The sequence below is a fragment of the Marinobacter sp. OP 3.4 genome (genome assembly GCF_036224885.1).
GTDB lineage: Bacteria > Pseudomonadota > Gammaproteobacteria > Pseudomonadales > Oleiphilaceae > Marinobacter.
The window spans coordinates 36,666-55,455 of the sequence record NZ_JAVVLT010000104.1 but is presented as its reverse complement, the minus strand read 5'-3'; the positions used below and the strand labels follow the sequence as shown (position 1 = coordinate 55,455).

General features: G+C 61.8%; 20 protein-coding genes. 13 read left to right on the top strand and 7 right to left on the bottom strand.

Annotated elements, in window-relative coordinates; all coding sequences use genetic code 11:
* Positions 1-78 precede the first annotated feature (78 nt).
* The 5 genes from RO069_RS17340 to RO069_RS17320 form a co-directional block, all read right to left on the bottom strand.
* Positions 79-1,389 (bottom strand): type II toxin-antitoxin system HipA family toxin, encoded by a 1,311-nt coding sequence (locus RO069_RS17340; protein WP_328189321.1) that lies wholly within the window; start codon positions 1,387-1,389, stop codon positions 79-81.
* Positions 1,379-1,717: a helix-turn-helix transcriptional regulator gene (locus tag RO069_RS17335; protein ID WP_328189320.1), complete on the bottom strand. Its 339-nt coding sequence runs from the start codon at positions 1,715-1,717 to the stop codon at positions 1,379-1,381. The genes RO069_RS17340 and RO069_RS17335 overlap by 11 nt, the downstream gene beginning before the upstream one ends.
* A 237-nt stretch (positions 1,718-1,954) precedes the next feature.
* On the bottom strand, positions 1,955-4,153 hold the full coding sequence (locus tag RO069_RS17330; RefSeq protein WP_328189319.1) for a TonB-dependent receptor: 2,199 nt from the start codon (positions 4,151-4,153) through the stop codon (positions 1,955-1,957).
* A gap of 90 nt (positions 4,154-4,243) precedes the next feature.
* Entirely contained in the window at positions 4,244-5,149 is a 906-nt protein-coding gene (locus RO069_RS17325) for a FecR family protein (protein WP_328189317.1), read from the bottom strand.
* Complete coding sequence (locus tag RO069_RS17320; protein WP_328189315.1) at positions 5,146-5,706, bottom strand: sigma-70 family RNA polymerase sigma factor; 561 nt, start codon at positions 5,704-5,706, stop codon at positions 5,146-5,148. Before RO069_RS17320 ends, RO069_RS17325 begins: the two co-directional genes overlap by 4 nt.
* A gap of 198 nt (positions 5,707-5,904) precedes the next feature.
* Between RO069_RS17320 and RO069_RS17315 the strand changes: the two genes are divergently transcribed.
* Both RO069_RS17315 and RO069_RS17310 read left to right on the top strand, forming a co-directional pair.
* Positions 5,905-6,642, top strand: coding sequence for an SDR family oxidoreductase (locus RO069_RS17315; RefSeq protein WP_328189313.1), 738 nt, complete (start codon positions 5,905-5,907; stop codon positions 6,640-6,642).
* Between the two features lie 30 nt (positions 6,643-6,672).
* Positions 6,673-7,332 carry a TVP38/TMEM64 family protein gene (locus RO069_RS17310; protein WP_328189311.1) on the top strand — a complete coding sequence of 220 codons (660 nt, stop codon included), beginning with the start codon at positions 6,673-6,675 and terminating at the stop codon, positions 7,330-7,332.
* On the opposite strand, the gene RO069_RS17305 is transcribed toward RO069_RS17310, so the two are convergent.
* Entirely contained in the window at positions 7,329-7,841 is a 513-nt protein-coding gene (locus RO069_RS17305) for a Crp/Fnr family transcriptional regulator (RefSeq protein ID WP_328189309.1), read from the bottom strand. The two genes, RO069_RS17310 and RO069_RS17305, sit on opposite strands and share 4 nt — an antisense overlap.
* A 259-nt stretch (positions 7,842-8,100) precedes the next feature.
* On the opposite strand from RO069_RS17305, the gene tadA reads away from it, so the two are divergent.
* The 4 genes from tadA to RO069_RS17285 are packed head-to-tail and all read left to right on the top strand — an operon-like array spanning position 8,101 to position 11,468.
* Positions 8,101-8,598, top strand: coding sequence for a tRNA adenosine(34) deaminase TadA (tadA, locus tag RO069_RS17300; protein ID WP_328189307.1), 498 nt, complete (start codon positions 8,101-8,103; stop codon positions 8,596-8,598).
* Positions 8,599-8,627: 29 nt separating this feature from the next.
* The gene (gene galE / locus RO069_RS17295) at positions 8,628-9,629 is read left to right on the top strand and encodes a UDP-glucose 4-epimerase GalE (RefSeq protein ID WP_328189305.1); all 1,002 of its coding nucleotides are present in this window, start codon (positions 8,628-8,630) and stop codon (positions 9,627-9,629) included.
* Between the two features lie 56 nt (positions 9,630-9,685).
* Positions 9,686-11,029, top strand: a complete 1,344-nt coding sequence (locus tag RO069_RS17290; protein ID WP_328189303.1) for a UDP-glucose dehydrogenase family protein — start codon at positions 9,686-9,688, stop codon at positions 11,027-11,029.
* Between the two features lies 1 nt (position 11,030).
* The gene (locus RO069_RS17285; protein ID WP_328189393.1) at positions 11,031-11,468 is read left to right on the top strand and encodes an HIT domain-containing protein; all 438 of its coding nucleotides are present in this window, start codon (positions 11,031-11,033) and stop codon (positions 11,466-11,468) included.
* Between the two features lie 30 nt (positions 11,469-11,498).
* Here the strand turns inward: RO069_RS17285 and fabR are convergent, their stop codons facing one another.
* Entirely contained in the window at positions 11,499-12,128 is a 630-nt protein-coding gene (gene fabR, locus RO069_RS17280) for an HTH-type transcriptional repressor FabR (protein WP_328189301.1), read from the bottom strand.
* A gap of 269 nt (positions 12,129-12,397) precedes the next feature.
* Between fabR and aspS the strand changes: the two genes are divergently transcribed.
* The 7 genes from aspS (at position 12,398) to tolQ (ending at position 18,776) form a co-directional block, all read left to right on the top strand.
* A complete protein-coding gene (aspS, locus tag RO069_RS17275) occupies positions 12,398-14,200 on the top strand; it encodes an aspartate--tRNA ligase (RefSeq protein ID WP_328189300.1) in 1,803 nt (600 codons plus the stop codon).
* Between the two features lie 78 nt (positions 14,201-14,278).
* The gene (locus RO069_RS17270) at positions 14,279-15,028 is read left to right on the top strand and encodes a YebC/PmpR family DNA-binding transcriptional regulator (RefSeq protein ID WP_328189298.1); all 750 of its coding nucleotides are present in this window, start codon (positions 14,279-14,281) and stop codon (positions 15,026-15,028) included.
* A gap of 38 nt (positions 15,029-15,066) precedes the next feature.
* On the top strand, positions 15,067-15,630 hold the full coding sequence (ruvC, locus tag RO069_RS17265) for a crossover junction endodeoxyribonuclease RuvC (RefSeq protein ID WP_328189296.1): 564 nt from the start codon (positions 15,067-15,069) through the stop codon (positions 15,628-15,630).
* 80 nt (positions 15,631-15,710) lie between these two features.
* Positions 15,711-16,340, top strand: coding sequence for a Holliday junction branch migration protein RuvA (ruvA, locus tag RO069_RS17260; RefSeq protein WP_328189294.1), 630 nt, complete (start codon positions 15,711-15,713; stop codon positions 16,338-16,340).
* A gap of 248 nt (positions 16,341-16,588) precedes the next feature.
* Positions 16,589-17,626, top strand: coding sequence for a Holliday junction branch migration DNA helicase RuvB (gene ruvB, locus RO069_RS17255; protein WP_328189292.1), 1,038 nt, complete (start codon positions 16,589-16,591; stop codon positions 17,624-17,626).
* Positions 17,610-18,083: a YbgC/FadM family acyl-CoA thioesterase gene (locus tag RO069_RS17250; protein WP_328189291.1), complete on the top strand. Its 474-nt coding sequence runs from the start codon at positions 17,610-17,612 to the stop codon at positions 18,081-18,083. The genes ruvB and RO069_RS17250 overlap by 17 nt, the downstream gene beginning before the upstream one ends.
* Before the next feature lie 3 nt (positions 18,084-18,086).
* Positions 18,087-18,776 carry a protein TolQ gene (gene tolQ, locus RO069_RS17245; RefSeq protein ID WP_328189290.1) on the top strand — a complete coding sequence of 230 codons (690 nt, stop codon included), beginning with the start codon at positions 18,087-18,089 and terminating at the stop codon, positions 18,774-18,776.
* Positions 18,777-18,790: the final 14 nt, after the last annotated feature.

Genomic DNA, 18,790 nt, shown 5'->3' with positions numbered 1-18,790 from the left:
CCCTCGGGGCGCCGTTTTTTCATGCCTGACATCTGGGTGATGCTGGTGTATTTATAGTCACTCACCGTGCCGCCTTGATTAGCCGAGCAACTGCGCGCGCGCAGCTTCAAAGCCTTCAAGTAGCACGCTGTGTTCGGCCGCAAGGCCTTCGACGCAGTAGCTGTTCAGAAACTGCCGGCCGGCAAAGAGCTTCCGGTCGGTCTCGGTCAGTCTGGCTTCCTCGCAGAGCTCCTTCCATTCACCGGCAATCGTTGCGAATTGGTCCTCAATGATGGCCCCGGCTTCCTTGTCACTGAGCAGGAAATCAGGAGCGGCCGCGAGGCAGCTATGCAGCGTGCTCATACGGTTTTCCCCCTTGATCAGCATCGCCTGTGTCGCCTCGTTGCCGGTTCTCCCCTGCGGGCAGATGTCGTAGGCGGGGGTCAGGGTGAGCCTCTCGCCGTCCCAGAACGCCGCATGGTTGCGGGCATGGTCGTCCGTGTTGCCGCACAGGATATTGAAAACGATCCGTCCGTAGAGCTCTCGCAGCGTTTCCTTTGGCTCGGTGAAGCGGTGACGGATAATCTCGGCAAGGTCTTCATAAGACGCATAGCGTGCCATCATTTCGTCAAGGCCGAGCATCGTCAGAGCTGAAACCATCGCTCTGCGCTGCCAGCCATCCTCTGACTTGATGCGATCAAAGCGTTCGATGAGCAGCACGTCCTTGCCGGCAGCCCCGATCATCGAGACAGGGGCAACGTTGAGGCCACACACAGCCGCGAGTTTCATGGCGATAAACTCTGCCTTCACGACGCTGTATAGGTCCGTGCTCGACGAGAACTTGGCGATCATTTTGTGTTCGCCGTCGTCGACCAGGGCTTTCGGACGGGCGCCGCCAATCGACGTGCCGTGGTTCAAAGCCTGGTCGAGAGCTGGCGTCAGCGGGGCGCCTTTCTCGATCCGTTCGGCCGCTTCCAGCAATTCCTCATAGGACGCTTCTGCCTTGAGGCGGGGAACGTATTCCGTGGCGGAATGCTGAAAATCGAGAGCACCGATCCGGTCCGATCCCGATTCGAGTAGATAGGTGAGTTCGGTGATGTCGCTGGCTTCGGCGGCCCTGGCACCCACCAGACGGTTGATGATAACCCTGCGGCCCCAAGCGTCGGGCGAGCCGTCACGAATGCAACTGGCCATTGAGAGGCCGGCGGCCGGTTCGATCAGGCCGCGGCGAAGCGGCAGTTCGGGGTCGTAGACCGGGATCGCGCCATCGCGGCGCAGATAGCTGGCGCCATAGTTGAAGCCGTAGGTATCCCCGTTTTGTGTGATGCGGCCGGCAACGACAGGTTGCGTCTCTCCCGGCAGCCAAATCCAGACATAGGCCTCTTTGTGCTGCGTAAGCCTAGAAGTCATCATCGACCTCCTGCTTACTATGGCGAACGCTCTTGGGCAGCAGCGTCAGCTTTTCTTCGAGGCGGGCGTTGTGCATTGCAAGTGTCCGGTCGTCGAAATCGAATAGACGGACGCCGACGAGTGCGGCAACCTCGAAGACGACACCGATCTCAGTACCGGCTTCGCCGTTTTCGATATTGCGAAGGGTCTTGCGGGTGATACCTGCACGTTCAGACAGTTCCGTAGCCGTAAGCTTGCGCTCCAGACGGCCAGCCTTGATCAGCTTGCCGAGGATCGAGAGCGCCTGCTTTGTGACGCGAGAGTAGCTGCGTGCCCGTTTCATCGCCATAACAATAATTTGAGTAATTTAAGGCCCACAAAAAGGTCTATGGGCATCTAAATACTCATTATAGGGCAGCGTTTGATAAACTGCCAGAGTAATGGGTATTTTATTACCCGTATGGAACTATATGGTTCTTTAAATGCTCATTGTTGAGGTTGGGTTGATAGGGCGCATTCTCAAAAATAGCGGCCAGTTTGTTCGAGGAGTCTGCGCGATTTCTACCGCGTAGACTCCTGGTGTGCTTCAGAATGTGTAACGGGCACTCAGGGCAAAGGAGCGGCCCGGTTCCAGCAGGGTTTCGACAGTGGGGAACTCGTGCCCATAGCTGGCCCGGTCGGTGTAGGCCTCGTCGGTGAGGTTGTCCACGGACAGGCGCAGGACCAGGGGCTCGATGGGGCGGTAGTCGGCGTAGAGGCCCACTACCTGGTAGCTGTCCTGCTTGGCACCGCTTTCCTCGACGGCGTCGTTCTCCAGTGCGAATTCCGCGTTCATGCCAAGATCCACGGACACGGACGGGAAGGCCAGGGCGCCGTTGACGGTAATGATCTTGCCCAGCGGTACGGTGAAGTAGTTGCCGTCATAGGAGGTGGCCACTTCGCCGTCTTTCTCGGACTCGATATCCGAGTACTTGACCGACAGCTCGCCCCGCTCGTGCAGGTAGCCGGCGGCCAGGTCGTAACCTTCAATATCAAAGTCGGCGGACAGGTCCGGCCCGTCGCCCCAACTTGGTGTGCGACCGTTCTCGATCTCGGTCTGGTAGACGTTGGCCTCACCGAAGAAACCGGCTGCCTCGACCCTCAGGCCGGCGGTATAGTTCTTCGACTCCACCGATTCGACATCGTCGTACACCCAGGCACCGTTGAGGATGAAGTTCTCGGCCAACGCCACGCCACCCCAGGCATCGGAATAACCGGCGTTGATGGACACGTATTCGTTCAGGAACACCTCGCCGGAGAGGTTGGCGCTGACGCCGGAGTCGTCGTGGTCGGAGCCGTCGGTGCCGGTGAACTCCTGCCGGTCATAGCGTGCACCGTAGGAGAGCTTCAGCCAGTCGCCTACAGGCTGGCGCACCTGGATGAAGGTGCCGACATTCTCGGCGTTTTCCTCCAGGTCGGGGTCACCCTCGAAGCGGAAGGTGGCCGTATCGTCATAGTAGTCGACGCCAGCGGTCACGGTCGCGAAGGGGGTGTGGAACAGGTTCTGGACCGTGGCGGAATCGCTCTCGGTGATACCGTTGTAGACGAGGGTGGTATCCGGCGCGGCCAGGGGATGCTCGCGGGTTTCCAGGTCCGTCTCATTGGTACCCAGGGTCACCTCGGGGTTCCACAGGCCTTCGCCCCGGTCCCGGCTGTAGTTGAAGACGGTGTTGGTGCGGGTCAGGTCATAAACCCGGGATTCAGGCACCGGACGACCGGCGGTCAGATCGGCAAAGTTGGCACGGTAGGGGCGGTCCGTGTCGTCGTTGACGACTTCGTGACTCAACTCCAGGCGGCCCAGGACGTCATTCTCGTAGGCAATCTTGGCCAGGCCGCTGATCAGTGCGGGCGAGGTGTGGTCAACGGTATCGCCGTTGCCATCCTCATAGTCGTCGCCGTCCATGTGCTTGAGGTAGCCCAGTAGCTCCACATCGCCGGCACGGCCATAGAGGGATCCGGAGGTGGTCAACTGGTCGCCGTTGGTGGCGTAGCGGCCATCAAGGAAGCCACCAATGGTGCGGTCCGGGGCCAGTACGTCGTTCACGTCGATGGTTTCGTACGCCAGGCTGCCGCCAATCGCCCCGGGACCATCATCGGCCGGAGCCACGCTGGCGGACGCCCGCACGGCCTTCAGCAGGGCCGGATCAATCAGGTTGGTGGCGTTGTGGTGAAATACTTTGTTGTTCTGCCGTGCACCGTCCACCGTCACGGCCATGGCGGTTTCCTCGACGCCCCGCACGTACACCTTCTGGTTCATGGCGATGGGGCCGCCCACGGACACGGAGGATTCCTCCTTGAACAGGTCCTTCATGTCCTGGGGCTGGCTGGCCTCGATGTCGGCACGGTTGTAGTTCACAGTGTCCGTGGGATTGGCGTCGGTGGCGGCGAAAATCTGCACCGTGGGCAGCGCGGAAACCTCACTATCGTCCTGCGCCAGCGGCTTTAGCATGACCGCATTCTCGCCAGTGCGTTCGTAGGTGACACCGGTGCCCTGGAGCAGGTTTTGCAGCGCCTGATCCGGCGTGTAGTCACCGCTCAGGGGGGAGGCGGTCCGGCCTTCCAGCAGCGAAGTGTCGCCGCCAATGTTCAGGCCGGTCTGCTCCGCCAGTTGGGTGACCGCCTGGTCCAGGGGCTGGGCGGTAATGTTCACGGGGATCGCTGGCCCCTGGGCCAGGGTCATGGCGGGTGTCGTTATGCCCAGGCCAAGGGCCAGCAGGGTAGCGGGAAGGTATCGGTTGTTGCGCATCGAAATGCTCCTGATTGTCATTTAAGGGTGCCTTTTATCTGTAATGACAATCCGGAGTAAGAATCGGGCAGTCCTGGCCGAACATTTTTTTCAGTGGGTGATATCCAGGTACACCACGTAGGGCGGGAAGCCCCGAACCTCCAGCCCCAGGGAGCCTGCAAGCAGACTGATGGCTGCCTCGGTATCCCGGGTGGGCAGGGCGCCGGTAAAGCGTTTGCCAGAGGACACCAGTTCGTCGCTGAGCATCAGCTTGCCGGCGTGATACTCATCCAGCCGACTGACAACATCCGCGATGGCAGCGCCGTTGAAGATGAGCTGTTCCCGGCTCCAGTCCGGTGTGCTTCGCAATGCCGCTGAGCCGCTGTGGAGGGTGGTATCGTCCAGGCGTGCCCGCTGGCCGGCCTCCAGTACCTGGGATTCTCTGCCGTTGCCGGTGGTCACCCGGACCCGGGACTCGTACACCGTCACCAGGCTGTGGTCATCGTTGCGACGCACGCTATAGAGGGTGCCCAGGGCTTCGGCGCTGCCGTCGCGGGTGGTCACAGTGAAGGGGTGGTCCGGGTCCGTCTTCACGTTCAGTAGAACCTCGCCCCGGATCAGGTCAATCTGGCGGCGATCCTCACCAAAGTCCACGTCGATGGCGCTGTTGGTGTTCAGGGTGATTTCGCTGCCGTCGGGCAGCTCAACGGTCGTTACCTCGCCGACGGCGCTGCGGTAATCCGCCTGCCAGTATTGCCAGGGCAGTTGCAGGCCGACCACGGCAATCAGCAGGCATAGACCCATCGCGCCCAGTGCCCGCCCCAGGTGGGACGGAGAAGTGGCCGGGGCGGCGCCGGTCCATAGTCGCTGCATCTGTTCAAACACACGGCGATGGCGGGGATCCTGGGCCAGCCACTCCCGGAACGCCGGATCGACGGCAGGATCCGCCTGGCCCTCGGTATCGAAGTGGATCAGCCATTCGGCAGCCTGCTCACGGATGGCATTCATCTGGCTCATTCCCCATTTCCCCGAAAATCGTCATAGAGGCGGGCATGGCAATGCACCAGGGCCTTGGAGATGTACTGTTTGACGCTGCTTTCCGAGACATCCAGTCGCCGGGCGATCTGCCGGTAGCTGAGGCCTTCCGTCCGGGCCAGCAGGAAGGCTTCCCGGGGCTTCTCCGGCAGTTCCTCGGTGAGCATCAACAGCACCTGATGCAGCAGGTCCCGGGCCGCCACAATTTCCGCCGGTCCCTTGTGGTTGCCGGACTCCATGGTATGGGCGACCTGCTGGAGCACGTCCGCCTCCAGGTGTCGGCGGCGGTGGCGGTTGATCATCAGCCGGTTGGCAATCACCAGCAGGTAGGCTCGGGGTTCCCGCAATACGGACAGGTCTACGGTCAGCAGGCGCAGGAAGGTGTCCTGGCTCATATCACCGGCATCGGAGGGGCAGCCCAGCTTACCCTTGAGCCAATTGAGCAGCCAGGGCTGGTGGTCCCGGTACAGGCTACCCACATCCCCTTCGTGGGGGATGGCATAGTCGGGGGGAGGGGTGTCTTGTGAGCCGACGGACATGAATTATGCAGCCTGTACCTACAGTAATTTGCAAATAGTAACCATTATCATTTATTCGCTCAAGTGTTGATGCCAATCCGATAATCGGCAGTCATCGGATTTTCATCGTTATGGTCGTTGGCTGTTAACCCGGGTTAATGCCGGCGGGGTAGTGGTTCCGCAGGATGGCAGGACATCCATCAAGAGGACGCCGCTACCATGGAACTGAAACAGCGCACCATCCTGATTACCGGGGCAACGTCAGGTGTCGGCCTGGCGTTGTTGGACCGGCTGGCCGCCAGGAACGAGCGCCTGGTGGTGATTGCCCGCAATAGCGGGAGACTCCAGGCGCTAAGCCAGCGTTATCCGAATGTGAGTATCTACCCCTGCGACCTCCAGCATACGGAAGCCCGGCGGGCCACGGTGGCGCGGATACTGGAGGAACATCCCGGATTAAGCGTGGTGATCAACAATGCCGGTATACAGGTCACGCCGGCGTTGACCGACCGCTCCTTTGATCCGGCCAGTATTGACCGTGAGATCGCCATCAACCTGTCGGCACCGATCGACCTGACCCATCTGTGCCTGTCACTTCTGCTGCAACACCACCGCCCGGGCGGCTTCATCAATATCTCTTCCGGTCTGGCGCTGCATCCGAAGACAGGGTCGGCGGTGTACTGCGCCACCAAGGCCGCCCTGCACAGCTTTTCCCGAAGTCTCCGGTACCAGTTGGCAGGCACGTCGCTGGCGGTGCACGAGGCGATCCTGCCCATGGTGGATACGCCGATGACGGAGGGCCGGGAGAGAGGGAAGTTGCCGCCGGGAAAAGTGGCGGAGGCCATCGTTCGGGGCGTCGAGGCTGGCCGGGAAGAGATCTACGTCGGCAAGGCCCGGCTGATGCCCTGGTTCAACCGGCTCAGCCCGGCCCTTATGGCGCGCATCATGAAATCTGCCTAATCCGACCGGGCATAATCGAGGAGTCTGATCATGAAGTCTTTGGTGTTAACGGTTGTGGGGCTGGCAGGACTGTTTGCCGCGACTTTCGTTGTCATTCGGCTTGCCGGTGTGCTGACAGTGGATGATATTCGCCTGGTGCTGGATGCGGCCTCCGTGGTGGATCCCGGGTATGTGATCACCGTGGTGATTGCGCTGCTGTTTGCCGATCTGTTTATCGCCATGCCGACACTCACCATATGCATCCTGTCCGGTTATTTCCTGGGGTTCCTGCCCGGGGCGCTTGCCGCATCGGCGGGTCTGCTCTCCGCCGGGCTGGCCGGGTACGGCATCAGCTATCGGTATGGTCCGGCGTTGCTGTCCCGGATATTCCGGAATGAGGAAAGCCTCTCGGAGATGCAGGCCATCGTGTCCCGACACGGCGTGGTGGCGCTTCTGTTGTGCCGTGCGGTTCCGATCCTGCCGGAAGTCTGCTGCTGCCTGGCCGGTGCCAACCGCATGCCCCCTGGCCGGTTCCTGGGAGGATACCTGGTGGCCAGCGTTCCCTACGCATGGATAGCGGCCTATGCGGGGTCCCGCAGTACCCTTGAGCAACCCATGCCGGGAATCCTGACGGCCATTGGTATCACAGCGGTGCTATGGCTCTGCTGGTGCCTGATACTAAGGCCAGGGCAAGGTCGCTGTCGGTCTTAAAGGCGTTTTCGGATACGGCTCAATGCGACAGGGGTGATGCCCAGGTAGCGAGCGATATTGGCCTGGGTCAGTCTTTCCACCAGATCGCCATAGCGGTCGAGGAAGCGCTGGTATCGGGTTTCCGGGGTGAGGCAGAGCAGCTCGTATTCGCGCAGCTCCTTCCTGGCCGCCAGTCCCAGGAGCATGGTATTGAGCGAGGTGGCAATCCCGTGGTCGCGGTCCATCAGGGCCATCAGGGTGGGGGCGTCAACCTCCATCGTCTCGCTGTCCTCCAGGCAGACCACGCTGAATGGCGCGGGGTTACCGGCAGTGAGGGAGGAGATGCTCCCGATAAATCCACCTTCCTTCACAAAGGACTTGATGAACTCCTTGCCGTCCAGGGTATCGTAGTGGGCCTTTACCAGCCCTGCCTTCAGGAAACAGAGGCGGTCGGCCTGGTCGCCCTGGTGGAAGAGGTATTCGCCCTGTCGGTAGTGGCGGGACCTGCCGTGCCGTATTAGCTGCTCCATGGCCATTGCCTCCGGGGCTTGCGGTTTTGGGATGGTTCGCCCACTGCATCTGCGATTCTGGCGGAATCAGGCGCAGGGTGCGAGTGTTCTGATGGTTAACCCATCTGAGGGTCTTCAACACTATTCTATTGGGCCGGTTCAAGGACCGGAGCGGGGCTGAGGGTTTTCCTGTCGCGCAAGGGGTGGGGCATTTGGTATTCTTGTCGCCGGTTAAGGAGCCCTGCAGCGGGCATTGTTGAGAGGTTTCTCGGGCGGTAGCGTGTCGGAACATTCCGAAGAAGATCAGTTCTGGATGCATCGGGCCCTGGCGCTGGCTGCCCATGCCGCGCGTCTGGGTGAGGTGCCGGTGGGTGCCGTGGTGGTTCAGGATGGCCGCGAGGTGGGGGCAGGTTTCAATGCACCGATATCGGCCTGTGATCCCACCGCCCATGCGGAAGTTCGTGCCCTGCGTGATGCCGCAGCCCGGGCGGGCAATTACCGCTTGTCCGGTGCGACGCTTTACGTAACACTCGAACCCTGTACCATGTGCGTAGGCGCACTGGTTCACAGTCGCATTTCCAGGCTGGTCTACGGAGCCACCGAACCCAAGGGCGGGGCGGTGGCGTCGGTCCGTGCCACCCTGGAGGAACCCCACTTCAACTGGTCGGTGACGACTACCGCCGGGGTCCTGGCCGACGAGTGCGGGCAGATGCTGACCGATTTCTTTGCGGCCCGGCGTGAACAGATTCGCCGGGCCCGGACCAAACCTCAGGCCTGAATGATTCAGGGACGAAACGGAACACTGACATGAAAGTACTGGTGACCGGCGGGGCCGGCTATATCGGAAGTCATGTGGTACGCCAGCTTGGCCAGGCGGGGCATGACATTATTGTGTTCGACAACCTGTCCACCGGCTATGCCTGGGCGGTGACCGCGGGTGAACTGGTGGTGGGCGACCTGGCGGACGAACAGGCCATCGACGACCTGTTCGCCAGACACCGTTTCGACGCGGTGCTGCACTTTGCCGCCAACATCGTGGTACCGGAGTCCGTTGCCAATCCCCTCAAGTACTACAGCAACAACACCCGCAACACCCTGAACCTGCTCAAGGCGGTGGAGCGTTACGGGGTGTCCTACATGGTGTTCTCGTCCACGGCGGCGGTCTACGGCATGCCTGAGGAAACCGTGCTGACCGAGGACATGCCCCTCGCGCCGATCAACCCCTACGGCGCCTCCAAGATGATGAGCGAGCGGATGATCATGGATCTTGCCGCGGCTTCCTCTCTGAACTACGTGATTCTCCGCTACTTCAACGTGGCCGGCGCCAACCCGGAGGGGCTGCTGGGGCAGGCCACCCCGGAAGCCACCCACCTGATCAAGGTGGCCTGTGAGTGCGTGACCGGGGCCCGGGAGGGCATGAGTATTTTTGGCACTGACTACGACACCCGCGATGGCACCTGCATCCGTGACTACATCCACGTGGAGGACCTGGCCAAGGCCCATGTGATGGCGCTGGATTACATGGCCCAGGGCGGCGAGTCCCGGGTACTCAACTGTGGCTATGGTCGCGGTTTCACGGTCCGTGAGGTGATCGATATGGTCAAGGCGCGCTCCGGGACGGATTTCCCGGTGGAAGAGACTGGTCCCCGTGCCGGCGACCCGGTGGCCCTGATGGCCGACAATCGGCGGATCACCGACACCCTTGGCTGGACTCCGGACCATGACGACCTGGGCACCATTGTCCAGACCGCCCTGGACTGGGAAGCCAAATGGCAGAAGATTCAGAAAGAAACAGTTTCCGCGCAATAAGTTGCGAAAATCTTTTAACGTAAATTCTACTCGATTCGATAGCAGGGAATGAGCCCATGAAGATTACCATTTTTGGCACAGGCTATGTGGGACTGGTGACAGGCGCCTGCCTGGCGGATTCCGGCCACGATGTGCTTTGCATGGATGTTGACCAGGGAAAGATCGAACGACTCAGGAATGGCCAGATCCCCATCTATGAGCCGGGGCTGGAGCCCATTGTCCGCCATAATGCGGATGCCGGCCGCCTGAAGTTCACCACGGATACGACGGAAGCCGTGGCCCATGGCCTGCTGCAGTTCATTGCCGTGGGCACGCCTCCGGATGAGGACGGGTCCGCCGACCTGCAGTATGTACTGGCGGTGGCCAAATCCATTGGCCAGCATATGGACGACTACAAGGTGGTGGTGGACAAGTCCACGGTACCCGTGGGTACCGCCGATAAGGTGCGTGACGCCGTGCGCCTCGAGCTGGACCACCGCAACCTGGAGCTGGATTTCGATGTGGTCTCCAACCCCGAGTTCCTCAAGGAAGGGGCCGCCGTCAACGATTTCATGAAGCCTGACCGCATCATCGTCGGCACCAACAGCGACCGTGCGGAAGAGGTTTTGCGCGAAGTCTACTACCCGTTCAATCGCAACCACGACCGGATGATCTTCATGGACATCCGCTCCGCCGAGCTGACCAAGTACGCCGCCAACGCCATGCTGGCCACCAAGATCAGCTTCATGAACGAGGTTGCCAACCTGGCGGAACGCCTGGGTGCGGATATCGAGGCGGTGCGCCGTGGTATCGGTTCCGACCCGCGTATCGGCTACCACTTCATCTACCCGGGCTGTGGCTATGGTGGCTCCTGCTTCCCCAAGGATGTGCAGGCCCTGGCCCGCACCGCCCATGGTTGTGGGTATGAGTCAAAGCTGCTCAATGCCGTGGAAGCGGTAAACTACGACCAGAAGCATGTGCTGTTCGACAAGGTCAGCCACTACTTCCAGGGCGACCTGGCGAACAAGACCGTGGCGGTCTGGGGCCTGTCCTTCAAGCCCAATACCGATGATATGCGTGAAGCGCCGGCCCGTACCCTGATGGAATCCCTCTGGGAGGCCGGTGCCAGGGTCCAGGCCTTCGACCCGGAAGCCATGGAGGAAACACAGCGTATCTACGGCAACCGGGATGACCTGCAACTCTGCGGCACCAAGGAGCAGGCCCTGCGCGGCGCCGACATCCTGGTGATCTGCACCGAGTGGAAGGAATTCCGCTCACCGGACTTCGAGGCCATAGTGAAGACCCTCAAAGAGCCGGTGATCATCGACGGTCGCAACATGTACGAGCCCCAGATGCTGGATCGCTATGGCCTGATCTACTACGCCATCGGCCGCGGTCGTAACCAGTTCAGTGCTGGCTGAGATGGTGGGCGATTTCCACCTTCACGAACGGCTGCAGGCTGACACCATCAGCCTCGGTCGTACCGACCTGTGTGAAATCCGCCTGATGAACGACCGGACCTGGCCCTGGGTGCTGCTGGTGCCCAGGCGTCCGGGTATCCGGGAGATCTACCAGTTGTCCGTTGCCGACCAGCAGCAGTTGCTGGCGGAATCCTCGATACTGGGGGAGGGCATGATGGCGGCGTTCGGTGGGGACAAGCTCAATGTGGCGGCCCTGGGTAATAGGGTTCCTCAGCTCCATCTGCATCACATTGTCCGGCGGGAAGGGGATATCGGTTGGCCCGGCCCGGTCTGGGGAGTCCAGATGCCCGTGCCCTATGGCGAAGATGAGTTGGAGCGGTGTCGTGAAGAGCTTGAGCCGGTGCTTACCCAGTTGATCAACGGAGCCCCCGTGGGCTGATTGCCAGATCCTGGATATGGTCGGGACGGCTCAGAGCCGGATCGTGTTCCGGTGCCTTGCCATCACCTGGGAGCCCAGCAGTACCATCCGCAGCTCCATTTTCAGCCGTTTCCGCAACTGTTCCCTTTCCTCACGGCTGGCGTCCAGGGCCTCCGCGCCCTGGTTGAAGACCAGCGTCACCATGGCCTCCGCCACCGTGCGGGCGTTGTAGAGCGGTTTGCCCCGTTCCTCGCCAAAGCGGGCCAGGTCATCCGCCAGTTCCGTCACGAAGTGGTCGATCTCGGCTTTCACGGCGGTCCGGAACTGCTTGGACACCCCGGTCCGTTCCCGCAACATCAGGCGAAACAGGTTGGCGTTGTTGCCCAGGTATTCCAGGAAGGTATCCACTGACGTACTGATGGCGCTGCCGTTACGGGCGATGCGTTTGCGGGCCTGGCGCATAAGCTGGCGCAGGGCCACGCCGCCTTCGTCCACCAGGGCCAGGCCCAGTTCGTCCAGCTCCGCAAAGTGGCGATAGAAGGAGGTGGGGGCAATACCCGCCTCCCGGGCTACTTCCCTAAGACTCAGGCTGCCAAAACCCCGGTCGGCGCTGAGCTGCGAGAGGGCAGCGTCCATCAGGGCGCGGCGGGTACGGAGTTTCTGTTCGGCGCGGGCTGACACGGGGTATCCTTGGTTGGTCTGCTGGCGAGTCATTGTAGCCATGCAATCATGAGGATGGTAGCGGATAGCGGCAACTCTGAGACAAATCACCGGAACGGATTCCATGCGCCGTCCGGCCAGTTCGTGAATCCATGGCAAATCCCGGTCCTGATTTTGGACGCGATTGTGTTTATAATGACCCGCTTTTTCAAAGGCCCCTTCAGGGCAGCCGCCTTCCTGGTGGCAGGACATCAGAACACACACTTGTAACGACAGCTATGGGAACGGGTATGCGCAGTCATTATTGCGGTGGAATCAACGAGTCAAACATCGATCAGGACGTCACGCTCTGTGGCTGGGTCCACCGCCGGCGGGATCACGGGGGCGTCATCTTCCTGGACCTGCGGGACCGCGATGGCATGGCCCAGGTGGTGTTCGATCCGGATACCGAGGAGAGCTTCGCCAGGGCGGAAAAGGTGCGCAGCGAATTCGTTATCCAGATCACCGGTCGGGTGCGCCGCCGTCCCGCCGGCACCGAGAACCCCAACATGCCCACCGGCCAGGTGGAAGTGCTGGGCCGCGAGCTGACCATCCTTAACGCTGCCGCCACCCCGCCGTTCCCCCTGGACGAGCACGTGGATGTGGGCGAGGACGTGCGCCTGCGCTACCGGTTCGTGGACCTGCGCCGCCCCGAGATGCTCAACCGTCTGCGGTTCCGCTCCCGGGTCACCAGCTATATCCGTAACTTCCTGGACGGCAACGGTTTCATGGACGTGGAAACCCCGATCCTGACCCGGGCCACGCCGGAAGGCGCCCGTGACTACCTGGTGCCCAGCCGTACCCACGAGGGTTCCTTCTTTGCGCTGCCCCAGTCTCCGCAACTCTTCAAGCAGTTGCTGATGGTGTCCGGTGTTGACCGTTACTACCAGATCGCCAAGTGCTTCCGGGACGAGGACCTGCGCGCCGACCGTCAGCCGGAATTTACTCAGGTGGACCTGGAGGCTTCCTTCGTCAACGAGGAAGACCTGATGAACCTGACCGAATCCATGACCCGCAACCTGTTCCGGGACGTGCTGGACGTGGAGCTGCCGGAATTCCCGCGCATGCCGTACTCCGAGGCCATGCAGCGCTATGGCTCCGACAAGCCGGACCTGCGTATCCCGCTGGAGCTGGTGGATGTGGGCGATCTGGTCGAGAGTGTGGATTTCAAGGTGTTCTCCGGCCCGGCAAAAGACCCGAAAGGCCGCGTTGCCGCACTGCGGGTTCCCCAGGGTGGCAGCCTGACCCGTAAGCAGATCGACGACTACACCAAGTTTGTCGGCATCTATGGCGCCAAGGGGCTGGCCTACATCAAGGTGAACGAGGTCGCCAAGGGTGTTGAAGGGCTGCAGTCGCCCATCGTCAAGTTCCTGGGGGACGAGACCGCCATGGCGGTGATGGAGCGCACCGGCGCGGAAGACGGCGACATTGTGTTCTTCGGTGCCGACAAGACCAACGTGGTCAACGAGGCCCTGGGCGCGTTGCGGATCAAGGTCGGCCATGATCTGGAAATGCTCACCAAGGAGTGGGCGCCCCTGTGGGTGGTGGATTTCCCCATGTTCGAGGAAACCGACAACGGCGGCCTGACCGCCATCCACCATCCGTTCACGGCACCGAGCTGCACCCCGGAAGAGCTGGCGGCGGATCCCGCCAATGCCCTGTCCCGGGCCTATGACATGGTGCTGAACGGTACCGAGCTGGGTGGCGGCTCCATCCGTATCCACGATGAGAACACCCAGCAGTCCGTGTTCCGGGTACTGGGCATCGACGAGGAGGAAGCCCGGGCCAAGTTCGGCTTCCTGCTGGATGCCCTCAAGTTCGGTTGTCCTCCCCACGGCGGCCTGGCTTTTGGCCTCGACCGTCTGGTGATGCTGATGACCGGCGCCAGCTCGATCCGCGACGTGATTGCGTTCCCGAAAACCCAGAGTGCCACCTGCCTGATGACCCAGGCGCCGGGCGAGGTGGACGAGAAGCAGCTCAAGGAACTCAACATCCGCCTGCGCAAGCCGGTCGCCAAGGCGGCCGACCAGGCCGGGGAGAAGTCCGAAGGCTGAGACACGGGGCCGATCCGGCGTTGATGGACGCCTGGGTGGCTCCCAATCCATTGGCCAGCAGCAAGACAGGAGTGGTTTATGGCCGGGCACAGTAAATGGGCCAACATCAAGCACCGCAAGGCGGCCCAGGATGCCAAGCGTGGCAAGATCTTCACCAAGATCATCCGTGAACTGGTGGTGGCGGCAAAGCTGGGCGGCCCGGACCCGAACGATAACCCCCGCCTGCGTGCGGTGATGGACAAGGCCCTGACGGCCAACATGAAGAAGGACACCATCGAGCGCGCCATCGAACGGGGCGCCGGTGGCGGTGACGACAACAACTACGAGGAACTGACCTACGAAGGTTATGGTCCCGGAGGCGTCGCCATGTACGTGGAGGTCATGACCGACAACCGTAACCGCACCGTGGCCGAGGTGCGCCACGCCTTCAACAAGTTCGGTGGCAACCTGGGTACTGATGGGTCGGTGGCGTTCCTGTTCAGCAAGCAGGGCATCCTCAGCTACGCCCCCGGCACCAGCGAGGAACAACTGATGGAGGTGGCCCTGGAGGCGGGCGCGGAGGATATTGTCGAGCAGGATGATGGTTCCTTTGAAGTACGCACCGCCCCGGACACCTACCTGGATGTGAAGGAAGCCCTGGTGGAGGCCGGCCTGGAACCCGATAATGCCGAGGTCACCATGGTACCGGCGACCACCGTGGACCTGGACCGGGATGGCACCGAATCCAACCTCAAGCTGATCGACATGCTGGAGGATCTGGACGACGTGCAGAACGTCTATTCCAACGCCGAATTCGACGACGAGGTGCTGCAGGAACTCAACGCCTGAGTCGACTCCCTACCCACAAGACGCGGGGGCAGTGCCCAATGGCAATAATCCTTGGGGTGGATCCCGGATCCCGTATTACCGGGTATGGCGTCATTCGCACCAGTGGCCGCACCACCGAATACCTGGACAGCGGCTGTATCCGGGTCGGGGAGCGGCCCATGGCGGAACGGCTGCAGGTGATCTTCCAGAGCCTGGCCACCCTGATTGCCGAGTACCGGCCGGATGAGTTCGCCATTGAGCAGGTGTTCATGGCCCGCAACCCGGATTCGGCCCTCAAGCTGGGCCAGGCCCGGGGGGTGGCCATCGTCAGCGCCGCCAATTCCGGGCTGGCCGTTCACGAGTATTCCGCCCGCCAGGTGAAGCAGGCGGTGGTGGGCAAGGGCGGCGCCGACAAGTCCCAGGTCCAGCACATGGTGCAGGCCATCCTAAAACTCGCCCGCAAGCCCCAGGAGGATGCCGCCGACGCCCTGGCCATTGCCCTGTGCCATGCCCATATGAGCCAGAGTGTGGCTCGCCTGTCCGGGGCTGGCCGGGCGTCCGCATCGTCGGCCACATCCCAGGCTGCTGCCGGCAGGCGTGTCCGCGGCGGCCGGATGCGTTAACCTTCCCTCTATCCCGGAAACACACCGCTTTCCTGGAAAGAGACCAATTTCCCAGAAACAGAACAACGGAGACAGACCCGGTGATCGGACGACTGCGCGGTACCCTGGTTGAGAAGCAGCCTGGCCATGTCCTGGTGGAGGCCGCCGGCCTCGGCTATGAAGTGGATATTCCCTACACCACCTTCTTCCACCTGCCGGAAACCGGCCAGGAGGTCACCCTGCATACCCACTTCGCGGTCCGTGAGGATGCCCAGAGTCTGTATGGTTTTGCCCGGCGCCTGGACCGGGACCTGTTCCGCCTGCTCATCAAGGTGAACGGCGTGGGCCCGAAGCTGGCGGTGGGCATTCTTTCCGGTCTGGATGCGGACCAGTTCATCCGCTGCGTGGAGCTGCGGGACACCAGCGCCCTGGTGAAGCTGCCGGGCGTGGGCAAGAAGACCGCCGAGCGACTGTTGATCGACATGGCCGATCGTATCGGGCAGCTTGAGGGGCAGTTCGTGGTATCCGGTGATGGTGCCGTGAAAGAATCGGACCTGCCTTCACGGTCGCCGAAGCAGCCGGATGCGTCGGAAGAGGCGGAAGCCGCCCTGATCGCCCTGGGCTATAAACCCCAGGAAGCGAGCAAAGCCATCAATCGTGTCGCTGAAGACGGCATGAGCCGGGAAGAGCTGATCCGGCAGGCGCTCAAGGCCATGATCCCCGCCACCTGAGGCGGATTTCCGGTCGTCCCCCCGATCGGGAATGGCCGGGGAATGTGTAAAGAGCGTAACGTGACAGGCATACTACTGACCGTACAATGTGTCCGGGTTGAGGGGATTACCGGAAGCGCCTGACCAGGGCCTGCCGACGTGGGTCAGGGAAGGGGATGCACCGACGGAATCCGACAATGCCGGTCAGGGCGGATGAACAAGTCATCCGAACACAGGTATGATGGTGAAAACCTGTAACGAGTCTTTACATGATTGAATCTGATCGACTGATTTCTCCCCAGGCCGGGCTGCAGGAAGAGGCCTACGACCGCGCGATACGGCCCCATCGCCTCGAAGATTACGTGGGCCAGCCCACGGTCCGCGAACAGATGGAGATCTTTATCTCCGCGGCCCGTGCCCGCAACGAGGCCCTGGACCACACGCTCATCTTCGGTCCGCCGGGTCTCGGCAAGACCACCCTCGCCAATATCATCGCCAACGAAATGGGCGTGGCCATCAAGACCACCTCCGGCCCGGTGCTGGAGAAGGCCGGTGACCTGGCCGCCATGCTCACCAACCTCGAGCAGGGCGATGTCCTGTTTATCGACGAGATCCACCGTCTCAATGCGGCGGTGGAGGAAGTGCTCTACCCGGCGATGGAAGACTACCAGCTCGATATCATGATCGGGGAGGGGCCGGCGGCCCGCTCGATCAAGCTGGACCTGCCGCCGTTTACCCTGGTGGGGGCGACCACCCGGGCCGGATTGCTGACATCGCCGCTGCGGGACCGCTTCGGCATCGTTCAACGGCTGGAGTTCTACAATACCCGAGACCTGACGACCATCGTGCTGAGGTCGGCGCACCTGTCCGGCGTCTCCATCGATGACGCCGGCGCCTATGAGATCGCCCGGCGCTCCCGGGGCACGCCGCGAATTGCCAACCGCCTGCTGCGACGGGTGCGGGACTACGCGGAAGTAAAGGCCGACGGTTCCATCACCGCTGGGGTGGCGGACCAGGCCCTCAACATGCTGAAAGTGGACAACGAAGGCTTTGATCACATGGATCGCCGCCTGCTGTTGGCCATGATCGAGAAATTTGATGGAGGCCCAGTGGGGGTCGACAGCCTTGCCGCCGCCATCAGCGAAGAGCGGGGCACCATCGAGGATGTACTGGAGCCTTTCCTGATACAGCAGGGGTTCATGGTCCGGACGCCGAGAGGGCGTATGGTGACCAACAGTGCCTACCTTCACTTTGGCGCCACGCCCAAATCATCACACCAGGAGGATCTCCTTGACGGACAGCCGTAACGATGCCGATCAGGAACTCGCCGCCTTTACCCTGCCCGTACGTGTCTATATCGAGGATACAGATGCTGGCGGTATTATCTTTCACCCCAAGTACCTGCATTATATGGAGCGGGCGCGTACTGAATGGTGTCGGGGCCGGGGTGTGGGGCTTCGCTCCGGGCTCGGCGACAACATCAGCTATGTGGTGCAGAAACTGAACATACACTACGCGGCGCCCGGTTATGTCGACGACGAACTGCTGGTCACCGCGGACCTGGTGAATGCCGGGCGTGTATGGATGGAGTTCGACCAGCGGGTAAGCCGCGCGGCGGATGACCGGGAACTGGCCCGCGCCAGTGTCACGGTGGCCTGCGTGGCCCTGGACACCGGTCGCCCGAGGCGGCTGCCGGAAGACCTGGGGCAATTGCTGAAGCGGCACCTGGCGGCAAAGACATCATCACAGACACATCAGGAGTAAATGGTGGATTCAGAACTTTCCGTATGGCATCTCATCGCCCAGGCGGGCCCGCTGGTACAGCTTGTCATGCTGTTGCTGGCGTTGGCGTCGGTGATTTCATGGGCGTTGATCTTCCAGCGTATCCAGGTCTTCCGCAAGGCGAAGCGGGCACAGCGGGCCTTTGAGGAGCAGTTCTGGTCCGGCATGGACCTTGGCCAGCTCTACCGGGAGGTGAACGCCAACCCGACCCCCTATTCCGGCATGGAATCCGTTTTTCGGGCCGGTTTCCGGGAGTTCTCCCGCCTGCGCCAGCAAAGCCGTGATCCCGATGCCGTGATGGATGGCGTCCAGCGGGCCATGCGGGTAGCCTTCTCCCGGGAGCAGGAGCGCCTGGAGACCCATCTGCCGTTCCTGGCGACTGTCGGCTCAACCAGCCCCTACGTTGGTCTGTTTGGTACCGTCTGGGGCATCATGAACTCATTCCGTGGGCTGGCGACCGTGCAGCAGGCGACACTGGCCACGGTGGCTCCGGGTATCTCCGAAGCGTTGATCGCCACGGCCATGGGCCTTTTCGCGGCCATTCCGGCGGTCATCGCCTATAACCGGTTCTCCTCCAGGTCCGACGCGCTGCTGCAGAACTATGAAACCTTTGCCGAGGAGTTCTCCAGCATACTGCATCGCCGGGTGCATGGTAACGGCGGCAGTCAGGGCTGATCGCGAAGGCGACG